Origin of the sequence: Streptomyces purpureus (assembly GCF_014648195.1) — a bacterium.
Lineage (GTDB): Bacteria > Actinomycetota > Actinomycetes > Streptomycetales > Streptomycetaceae > Streptomyces > Streptomyces purpureus.
In genome coordinates, this window is the sequence record NZ_BMQQ01000033.1 from 31,587 (window position 1) to 41,636 (window position 10,050).

The 10,050-nt window shown below is 72.3% G+C and carries 7 protein-coding genes and 1 pseudogene; 4 read left to right on the forward strand and 4 right to left on the reverse strand.

Going from position 1 to position 10,050, the window contains the following annotated elements:
* Positions 1-202 precede the first annotated feature (202 nt).
* Entirely contained in the window at positions 203-2,689 is a 2,487-nt protein-coding gene (gene pcrA / locus IEZ01_RS29755; RefSeq protein ID WP_019888864.1) for a DNA helicase PcrA, read from the forward strand.
* Between the two features lie 78 nt (positions 2,690-2,767).
* On the opposite strand, the gene IEZ01_RS29760 is transcribed toward pcrA, so the two are convergent.
* Entirely contained in the window at positions 2,768-4,222 is a 1,455-nt protein-coding gene (locus IEZ01_RS29760; RefSeq protein ID WP_019888866.1) for a M23 family metallopeptidase, read from the reverse strand.
* 261 nt (positions 4,223-4,483) lie between these two features.
* Positions 4,484-5,278, reverse strand: coding sequence for an esterase/lipase family protein (locus IEZ01_RS29765; protein WP_189204810.1), 795 nt, complete (start codon positions 5,276-5,278; stop codon positions 4,484-4,486).
* Between the two features lie 285 nt (positions 5,279-5,563).
* On the opposite strand from IEZ01_RS29765, the gene icmB reads away from it, so the two are divergent.
* Positions 5,564-5,977 carry a coenzyme B12-dependent isobutyryl CoA mutase small subunit gene (gene icmB, locus IEZ01_RS29770; protein WP_019888870.1) on the forward strand — a complete coding sequence of 138 codons (414 nt, stop codon included), beginning with the start codon at positions 5,564-5,566 and terminating at the stop codon, positions 5,975-5,977.
* Between the two features lie 82 nt (positions 5,978-6,059).
* Here the strand turns inward: icmB and IEZ01_RS29775 are convergent, their stop codons facing one another.
* Positions 6,060-7,691, reverse strand: a complete 1,632-nt coding sequence (locus IEZ01_RS29775; RefSeq protein ID WP_189204813.1) for a DUF5691 domain-containing protein — start codon at positions 7,689-7,691, stop codon at positions 6,060-6,062.
* A gap of 17 nt (positions 7,692-7,708) precedes the next feature.
* Complete coding sequence (locus IEZ01_RS29780; RefSeq protein WP_229833285.1) at positions 7,709-9,070, reverse strand: SWIM zinc finger family protein; 1,362 nt, start codon at positions 9,068-9,070, stop codon at positions 7,709-7,711.
* A 133-nt stretch (positions 9,071-9,203) separates the two neighbouring features.
* Between IEZ01_RS29780 and IEZ01_RS29785 the strand changes: the two genes are divergently transcribed.
* Both IEZ01_RS29785 and IEZ01_RS35330 read left to right on the forward strand, forming a co-directional pair.
* Complete coding sequence (locus tag IEZ01_RS29785; protein ID WP_019888873.1) at positions 9,204-9,617, forward strand: hypothetical protein; 414 nt, start codon at positions 9,204-9,206, stop codon at positions 9,615-9,617.
* A gap of 161 nt (positions 9,618-9,778) precedes the next feature.
* Positions 9,779-10,050: pseudogene (locus tag IEZ01_RS35330) on the forward strand (ATPase); the annotation flags it as partial.

The following is a 10,050-nucleotide window of genomic DNA, read 5'->3' on the forward strand; positions in this document are numbered from 1 at the left end:
CTTGGGCAGGCACGCTAGCCAACCTGTGGTGCTGCTGTGAAGGACGTTGCTCGATATGTCCGATACATTTTCGTGACCTTTGACAGGGTGGCGACGGGACGTCACTGGAACGGCATCTTCCAGTTACTCGCGGTGGCCGGCCGTCCCGCGGTCGGCGATACCGCCCCGAGGTGTCAGTGCGGCGGCCTAGACTCGTTAGGCGATGAGCAGCCTCTTTGACGACAGCTTCCTGACGGACCTCCGGAGCAATACCTCGGAGGAGCACCCGCCCCCGCCCGAGCACGAAGACCCGGCGGAGGAGGTCCCGCACGACCTCTTCGACGGCAAGTTCGACGTGCCCCCGGCCCGCGACGCGCACTACCGCGACGGCGCCCCGCGCACCGTCGTGGACGCCGCCGCCCTCCTGGAGGGGCTGAACGAACAGCAGGGCGCCGCCGTCGTCCACACCGGCACCCCGCTGCTCATCGTGGCCGGCGCCGGCTCCGGCAAGACCCGGGTCCTCACCCACCGCATCGCCCACCTCCTGGCCACCCGGCACGTCCACCCCGGGCAGATACTGGCGATCACCTTCACCAACAAGGCCGCCGGTGAGATGAAGGAGCGCGTCGAGCACCTCGTCGGCCCGCGCGCCAACGCCATGTGGGTCATGACCTTCCACAGCGCGTGTGTGCGCATCCTGCGCCGCGAGTCGAAGAAGCTCGGCTTCACCTCCTCGTTCTCGATCTACGACGCCGCCGACTCCAAGCGCCTGATGGCCCTGGTCTGCCGCGATCTGGACCTCGACCCGAAGAAGTTCCCGCCGAAGTCCTTCAGCGCCAAGATCTCGAATCTGAAGAACGAGCTGATCGACGAGGAGACCTTCGCCGACCAGGCCGCTGGGGGTACCTCCCATGCCGAAGGCTATGGGGGAGGCTTCGAGAAGACCCTCGCCGAGGCGTACCGCATGTACCAGGCCCGGCTGCGTGAGGCCAACGCCCTGGACTTCGACGACATCATCATGACGACGGTCCATCTGCTCCAGGCGTTCCCGGACGTCGCCGAGCACTACCGCCGCCGCTTCCGTCACGTCCTGGTCGACGAGTACCAGGACACCAACCACGCGCAGTACACGCTCGTACGGGAGCTGGTCGGGACCGGTTACGAGGACCTGGAGCCGGCCGAGCTGTGCGTCGTCGGTGACGCGGACCAGTCGATCTACGCCTTCCGCGGCGCGACCATCCGCAACATCCTCCAGTTCGAGGAGGACTACCCGAACGCGACGACGATCCTGCTGGAGCAGAACTACCGCTCCACGCAGACGATCCTCTCCGCCGCCAACGCCGTCATCGAGCGCAACGAGAGCCGCCGCCCCAAGAACCTGTGGACGAACGCCGGCGCCGGCGCCCGGATCATGGGCTACGTCGCCGACACCGAGCACGACGAGGCCCAGTTCGTCGCCGACGAGATCGACCGGCTCACGGACGCCGGCGAGGCGAAGGCCGGCGACGTCGCCGTCTTCTACCGGACGAACGCCCAGTCCCGTGTCTTCGAAGAGATCTTCATCCGCGTCGGCCTGCCCTACAAGGTCGTCGGCGGCGTGCGCTTCTACGAGCGCAAGGAGGTCCGCGACGTCCTCGCCTACCTGCGCGTCCTCGCCAACCCCGAGGACAACGTCCCGCTGCGCCGCATCCTCAACGTCCCCAAGCGCGGCATCGGCGAGCGCGCCGAGGCGATGATCGACGCGCTCGCCCTGCGCGAGAAGATCACGTTCCCGCAGGCGCTGAAGCGGGTCGACGAGGCGTACGGCATGGCGGCCCGCTCCGCCAACGCCGTCAAGCGCTTCAACACGCTGATGGAGGAGCTGCGCACGATCGTCGACTCCGGCGCCGGCCCGGCCGTGGTGCTCGAAGCCGTGCTTGAGCGGACCGGCTACCTCGCCGAACTGCAGGCCTCCACCGACCCGCAGGACGAGACCCGGATCGAGAACCTCCAGGAACTCGCCGCTGTGGCCCTGGAGTTCGAGCAGGAGCGGGCGGAGGCCGAGGGCGCGGAAGGCGCCGGTACGGGCACGCTCGCGGAGTTCCTGGAGAAGGTCGCCCTGGTCGCCGACTCCGACCAGATCCCCGACGAGGACCAGGACGGCTCCGGCGTCATCACCCTGATGACCCTGCACACCGCCAAGGGCCTCGAATTCCCGGTCGTGTTCCTGACCGGTATGGAGGACGGCGTCTTCCCGCACATGCGCGCGCTCGGCCAGGTCAAGGAGCTGGAGGAGGAGCGGCGCCTCGCCTACGTCGGGATCACCCGCGCCCGTGAGCGGCTCTATCTGACCCGCTCGTCGATGCGCAGCGCCTGGGGCCAGCCGTCGTACAACCCGGCCTCCCGCTTCCTGGAGGAGATCCCGGAGACGTATCTGGAGTGGAAGCGGACGGGCCCGATGGCCAAGCCCGCCGGGCCGACGTCGGGGATCACGTCCTCGCTGTCCTCGGCCCGCTCCCGCTCGGGCCCCTCCGGCTTCGCCACGCGCCGCGCGACCGACAAGCCGGTGATCGCCCTCCAGGTCGGCGACCGCGTCACCCACGACCAGTTCGGTCTGGGCACCGTCATGGCCGTGACCGGGGCGGGCGCCGACGCGCAGGCCACCATCGACTTCGGCGACGAGAAGCCCAAGCGGCTGCTGCTGCGGTACGCGCCGGTCGAGAAGCTCTAGCGACGGCAGGGCAAAGGCAGGCAGAGAAAAGGGGAGGCGGCCCCGTCCGGGTCCGCCTCCCCTTCTGCGTCTGTGGTGTCAGCCGGTCGGGTCGAGGCCGTGGCTGCGCAGCCACGGCAGCGGGTCGATCGCCGAGCCGCCGCCCGGCCGTACCTCGAAGTGGAGGTGCGGGCCGGTGGAGTTGCCGGAGTTGCCGGAGTAGGCGATCACCTCACCGGCCTTCACCTTGCCGGAACGGATCTTCGTGGTGCTGAGGTGGCAGTACCAGGTCTCGGTGCCGTCCTTGGCCGTCACGATCGCCATGTTGCCGTAGGCGCTGTTCCACTGCGTCCGCACGGTGCCGTCGGTCGCGGCCATCACCGGCGTGCCGTACTGCACGGGGAAGTCGATACCGGTGTGCAGGGACATCCAGTTGACACCGGCCTGCCCGTACCGCGCGCTGAGCTGGTGCAGCTCGACCGGCAGCGCGAACTTGGGGCGCAGGGCCTCCTTGCGGGCCGCCTCCTCCTCGCGCTTCTTGCGCTCCGCCTCCTGGCGCGCCTTGAGGTCGATGCGCTCCTGGGTGCGGCTCGCGCGGTCGCCGAAGTCTCGGGCGTCGGCGCTGAGCGCGGCGAGCTGGGTGTCCAGCTGGCTGTTGGCGGCGACCGGCTTGACGGAGGCCGGATCGGCGGCCGCCAGCGACGTCGTGTCGTCCTTCTGCTCGGTCGTGCCGTTGGTGAGTCCGCTCACCGAGGCCGCGGCGATCCCGGCCACGCCCATCACACAGGCGGAGGGGACGGCGACCGTGAGGAGCGCGGAGCGCTTGGCGGGGGTGCGGCGGCGGCCGCGGCTGCCACCGGCGCGACGGACCGGGCGGGCGGCGGCCGGCTGTGCGGCGGGCGAGTACGCGGAGACGACCGGCGCGGTCATGGTCTCGGCGAGGTGATCCGCCGTGAGGTGGTCCGCGGCGTCGGCCGGATAGGCCTGCGGCATCTGCGGTACCTCGGTGAGGAGTTCGGTGCGCGGCTCGGCATCGAGGAACTCGGGGCCGGACTCGGCGGCGTACTCGGACTCGGTGAGGTACTCCGGCCCGCCCGGCTCGGGGGTGTACTGGTGCGGTACGACCGCTTCCGGCTCGGGCGCAGGGTAGTTCCAGGCGGTGGCGTCGTACGTACCGGTCTCGAAGGTGGGCGTGACCCACTGGCCGGTGGTGTCGTACGAGGTGAACTGCGCGGCCTCGAACTGGCCTGTCTGACCTGCCTGGTTCCAGGCCGCCGCGTCCCACTGACCCGTCGTGTCGTACTGCTGCGGCGCCGCCTGCTGCTGGGCGACGTAGTTGTCGTACGAGCCGACGTCCCACTGCTGGCCGCCGGACCACTGGGTGGTGTCGTACTGGCCGCTGTGGCCGGCGTCGTAGCCGCTCTGGTCGTAGCTGCCCTGGTCGTAGCTGTTCTGGCTGCCGGGCATGGCACCGAAGAGCGGATCCGTCGCGAAGCTGCCTGTGGTGTAGGCGTCGTCTCCGACGTACCCGGCGTGGGGGTGCTGGTCGTTCACCAACTTCTCTCTCGCCTCGGCAGCAGGACCGGTCTGGGCTCATCCCATGAGGGGGTCCCAGGGGGAAGCAGTGGCGTGACTGTACCCGGCGGTATGCGCAAGCGACAATCTTCTGCGGGTTTTGGGCCCCCAGGAAACGGGCATTCGGCCGCCTTTCGGCGGACTGTGGGCAGAGTGTTGGCCCTGCGTTCGACGGGTGTTCGACACGAGTGGCGTACACACGCCAACGCGGAGCCCCTTCTCCCGTGCCCCGCGCCGGTGTCAGGCGACCGAGGCTGCTCCGGACGCGGACTCGTCCGCCGCCAGCGCCTCGCGGATGCCGGTGGCGACGGCGGGGTGGACCGGCAGCGCCAGATGCCCGATGCCGCTGACCCGGACGTTGCGCACGATCAGGTCGGGGTGGTCCAGGCGGGCCGCCTCGACCGGGACCATGATCTGGTCGAGATCGCTCCAGAAGCTGATGAAGCGGGTGCGGCACAGCGGTGCGGGCGCGGCCAGTTCACGCAGAACGGGCGAGCCGGGGCGCATCTGGCGGACCAGGGGATGGATCCCGGCCGCCGGGGCGACGGACGTACCGGCGTGCGGGGTGCCGAGCGTGACCAGGACGCGGACCCGCCGGTCGCCGCCGAGCCGCTGGACGTAGTAGCGGGCGATCAGACCGCCGAGGCTGTGGCCGACGACGTCGACGCGCGGCTGGCCGGTGCGGGCACAGATCTCCTCGACATGGCGGCCGAGCAGCGCGGCGGCCGTGCGGAGGTCGCCGGTGAGAGGGGAGTAGTTGAGCGACGCGATGTGGTGGTGGCCGTGCCGGGCGAGGGAGCGGCGGAGCAGGACGAAGACGGAGCGGTTGTCGACGAAGCCATGGAGGAGGACCACCGGCGGCCGGGGCGCGGGGCCGACGGCCGTCCCGGGCGTGTCGGCGGGGCGGTGGGCGGGGCGGCGTTCCTGGATCACGCCGGTGGGGTAGAGCAGCACATGACCCGCGAGGATCGCCAGCTCCAGCGCGGTCGCCTTCAGCAGGGCGATCGGGAGATGCAGGGAGAAGGTGAACCTCATCGCCGGCCTCCCGAACGGAAAGGGGAGCGCGTGAAGTCCAGCGAGCCGTACCGCCGCGCCGTGCGGCTGGACGGCGCGGTGGTACGGCGACTGCTAGCGGCTCCCCTGGCGGCCGTCCCGACTGCGGCCGGATGGCCCGCGCGGAGGGGTACGGCGCTGACGAACATGTCCCACGTGTGATTTCCCCCTCGGTGTCCACCGCGAAACGGCTGGTTGCGGGATGCTGTAGATAACGTTCGTTCACCTCCCCGGCATCAGGTACGGGGGACGCATTCGGAGGCAGTGATGGGTGTGACCGGTCCGATCCGCGTGGTGGTCGCCAAGCCGGGTCTCGACGGCCACGATCGCGGGGCGAAGGTGATCGCACGTGCCCTGCGTGACGCCGGTATGGAGGTCATCTACACCGGGCTGCACCAGACGCCCGAGCAGATCGTGGACACCGCGATCCAGGAGGACGCGGACGCCATCGGCCTGTCGATCCTGTCCGGCGCCCACAACACCCTCTTCGTGAAGGTGCTCGAGCTGCTGCGGGAGCGCGAGGCGGAGGACATCAAGGTCTTCGGCGGCGGGATCATCCCGGAGGCGGACATCGCCCCGCTGAAGGAGAAGGGCGTCGCGGAGATCTTCACCCCGGGCGCGACGACGGCGTCGATCGTGGAGTGGGTCAACGCCAACGTCCGCCAGAGCGCCGAGGCGTAAGCCCGTCGCCCCTCGCCCGTAGATCCGTCGCGGGCGGGGCGGGCGGCCCCGTCCGGGCCGCCCGCACGGTCGGCGGCCACGGTCAGCCGTCGAGGCCCGCCGGTGCCAGCTCGGACCGCATCGCCGCGCGCAGCCGCAGCGTGGACACCAGCCGCTGGAACGCCTCGGACCAGTAGCCGCCCGCGCCCGGGGAAGCCCCTTCGGGCTCGTCGGGCAGGGTGGTGAGGACCTCCAGGCGGTCCGCCTCGCCCGGGTCGAGGCACCGTTCCGCCAGGCCCATCACGCCACTGAAGCTCCATGGATAGCTGCCCGCGTCCCTGGCGATGTCGAGGGCGTCCACGACCGCCCGGCCCAGCGGCTCCGACCACGGCACCGCACAGACCCCGAGGAGCTGGAACGCCTCGGAGAGACCGTGGGCGGCGATGAACGACGCGACCCAGAAGGAGCGCTCGTCCGCCGGAAGCACGGACAGCAGCTTGGACCGCTCGGCGAGGGACTGCGTGCCCGGTCCGGCCGCCGGCGGCGTCGTCGGCGGCCCGAGCAGCGCCCGGGCCCAGGCCGCGTCCCGCTGCCGCACCGCCGCCCGGCACCAGCCGGCGTGCAGCTCGTCCCGCCAGCCGTCGCCGACCGGAAGAGCGACGATCTCCTCCGCCGTACGGCCGCCGAGCCGCGCCGTCCAGGTGGCCAGCGGCGCCGACTCGATCAACTGGCCGAGCCACCAGGACCGTTCCCCCCGGCCCGACGGCGGGTTCGGTATCACCCCGTCGCGCTGCATCGCGGCATCGCACTCGTGCGGTGCCTCCACCACGATCGCGGCGGCGTCGTCGCCCGAGCGGTCCGGTCCGACGCAGGACGAGGCCCGGCGCGCCATGCGCGCGGCCAGCGCGGAGTGGGGCAGCGCGGACAGCAGCTCGGCCGCCGTGGAGCGGACGTTGCGGCTGCGGTCGGCGAGGGCCTGCTCCAGGAACGGCTCGTCCGCGTCGGACAGTCCCGTCCGCAGCGAGTCAAGGAACATCAGCCGGTCCTCGGCCCGTTCGGTGGCCCAGGTGGTGGCGAGCAGGGCGCGTCCGGCGGCCGGGTCCGTGGCCCGTACGGAGCCCAGCAGCGCGGCCCGCTCGGCGAACAGCCCCTCGTCCCACAGGCGGCGCACCGCCTCGCCGTCGTCGGGCGCGGGCAGCGCCGCGCCATGGTCGGGCCCGCCGGGCTGGGCGGACCCGAAGCCGCCGCGCAGGGCGAACTTCCAGTCGCTGTTGAGCCGGGCGAGCCACAGCCCGCGCGGCCCGGCGAAGGCGAGCGCCTGCGGCCGCAGGTCCGTACGGGCCCGGGCCGCGTCCAGCAGGGCGGGCAGCGCGGAGGCCGGGGCACGGTAGCCGTGGTCGTTGGCCGCGGCCAGCCACTGCGGCAGCAGCTCGGCGAGGTCGGGGGCCACTCCGCGCCGCCCCCCGGACGGCGCGGCCCGGCCGGCCAGCAGCTGGGTCAGGCGGTGCCGGGCCGCCTCCGGCAGAGGCGTGCGGGGATCGTGCGGCGCCGGCTCGGGCAGGGCCGCCGCCGGGGCGGGCCGCAGACCCGCCCTGCGCCGTACGGTGTGCAGCGCGGCGGCGTCCAGCAGAGCCACGGGCGCGTCCTGGCCCGGGGCCGCGGGGGCCGACGGCCGGCGGTCTGTGCCGAGAAGGGCCGAGGTGACGAGCTCTTCCCAGGATGTGGTGGCGGTCATCGGGTCCTCCAGTTCGTTCACGTGAGCGCGACCGTCTCGGCCGTCTCGGCGGACCAGGCGGCCAGGGGCGTGAACCCGCGGTGGCCGCACTCCCCGAAGACGGTGACCGGCCCGCCGCCCGACAGGGCGACCAGCCGCCACAGCCCGGGCCGGCTGTGCGGGGACGCGGTGAGTGGCAGAGCCGACCCGCCGGACGCGTCGGCGAGCTGCCAGCCGCCGTCCGCCGGCACCGGCACGACGTCCGTGAGCGTCACCGGCCAGGAGTCGAGCCAGGGGTCGTCGCGCAGCGCGTGCCCGTAGGAGTCCAGGGCCGCGGCGACCGGGCCGCCCGGCGGCGGGGAGTCGATCGGGACGGGCACGGAGAATTGCTCGCCCAGCTCGGCGCGCAGTTGCCCGGCCCCGGCGTGCGGGGTGATCTCGGCGTCGATCGCCACCCCGGCCGGCAGGGCCAGTTGGGGCGCCCGGCCCGCTGCGCCGAAGGACAGCAGCAGCGCGGTCCGGCCGCTGGTCCGCCCGTACAGCCAGATGCGGCGGGTGGTGAGGCGGCCGTCGCCGGAGTCATACTGCGCGAGCACCATCCACCGGTCCCGGACCGAGGGGCCGTCGACCGGGGCGGTGAGGCCGACGCGGGTGCGGACCGTCGCCGCGAGCGGCTCGGGCAGCCGCTCGACGCCCAGCCAGGCCCGGTCCAGCAGGTGGGTCAGGGCGCACTCCTCCAGGAGCCTGACCGGCCAGCCCGGCCCGGACCCGGGGATCGCCCCCAGCTCCCGCACCCGCCCGGCCAGTCCCGGCGCCTGGGCGTCGACCATGCGGGCGGCGGTCTCTTCCCACAGGCCGTATCCGGCGCGCTCGGCCGACGCGAGGCCGCCGCGCATCAGGTCCGCGAGCCGCTGCTCCAGTTCCTGCGCACCGGCCGTGATCCGGCCGGCCCGGCGCTCGGCCCTGCGGCGGGCTGCCTCCGGGTCCGCCGCCCCGGCGGCCGGACCGTCACCGGCCGGTGTCTCCTTCTTCTTCGCGGAGGACCGCTCGCGGCGGCCCTCCAGCCATGTCCCGGCCCAGTCGGGAACGTCCCCCTCCTGCACGCTCGCCACGGCGTCCTCGCCGCCCGCCCAGAGCAGCAGCAGCCCCAGGGCGTGCTTGCACGGGAACTTCCGGCTGGGGCAACTGCACTTGTACGCCGGGCCCGTGGTGTCGACGATCGTCTGATACGGCTTGCTTCCGCTGCCCTTGCACAGGCCCCACACGGCGCCGTCGCCGCTGCTGCCCGCTTCCGACCACGGGCCGGCCGTGCCGAGTTTGCTTCCCGCTCTGCGTGAGGCGACGTCAGGAGCCAGAGCCAGCACCTGTTCCGCCGTCCAGCGCACCCCCTGCTGATTCATGGCCACGACGCTACGGGCCACCACTGACAATCCGCTCTGACCTGCGATTTCGACCCTCGCGTCGAAGGCTTGACCTTGCCATCCCGTTGCGGTTGGCTGCGCTGTCGACAGCCATAACCAAGGGGGACCCCGCATGAAGCGCACCATCCGCACCGCCGTGATCGCGGTCGCCGCAGCCGGTCTCGCGTTCGGTCTCACCGCCTGCTCCGCGGTCGCCGACAAGGCCGCCGACGAGGTCGACAAGGCCGTGAACGAGAACTACGAGGTCACCTACGAGGTCACGGGCAAGTCCGTCGAGACGATCGAGTACCACGGCGGTGGCGGCGAGGCCATGAACCCGAAGATCGAATCGGCGGCCAAGCCCACCCTGCCGTGGAAGAAGACCGTCACGCTCAAGGGCATCATGCCGCCGGCCGTCATGCCCGTGTCCCTCGAAGCCGCCGACCTCACCTGCAAGATCACGTACAAGGACAAGGTCATCAAGGAGGCCACCGGCGACAAGGCCATGGCCGGCGGCTGCGTCGCGGTCTCCCCGATCGCGCAGTAGCCGCCCCGGCCGACGACGGCCGCGGACCTTTCACGCGGGGCCCGGGCAACTCCTGCCCGAGGCCCCGCTTTTCCGCCCTGACCTGCGACGACGGGTCGTTGTCAGTGGCATGGTGCACGGTGGGATCCACACCCGGTCGAACGATCTGGAGGGGGATTTCCATGACCGTGTCCACACCCGACGAGACCACCGCGCACACCGGCGCCGAAGCCCTGCGGCCGCACGCCGAGGACGCCTTCGCCCACGAGCTCGCGGCGCTCGCCGCCGCGGACGACCGGCCGAGGCCCGCCCGCTGGAAGCTGTCGCCGTGGGCCGTCGCCACCTACCTCCTCGGCGGCACGCTCCCCGACGGGACGGTGATCACCCCGAAGTACGTCGGCCCGCGCCGCATCGTCGAGGTCGCCGTCACCACACTCGCCACCGACCGCGCCCT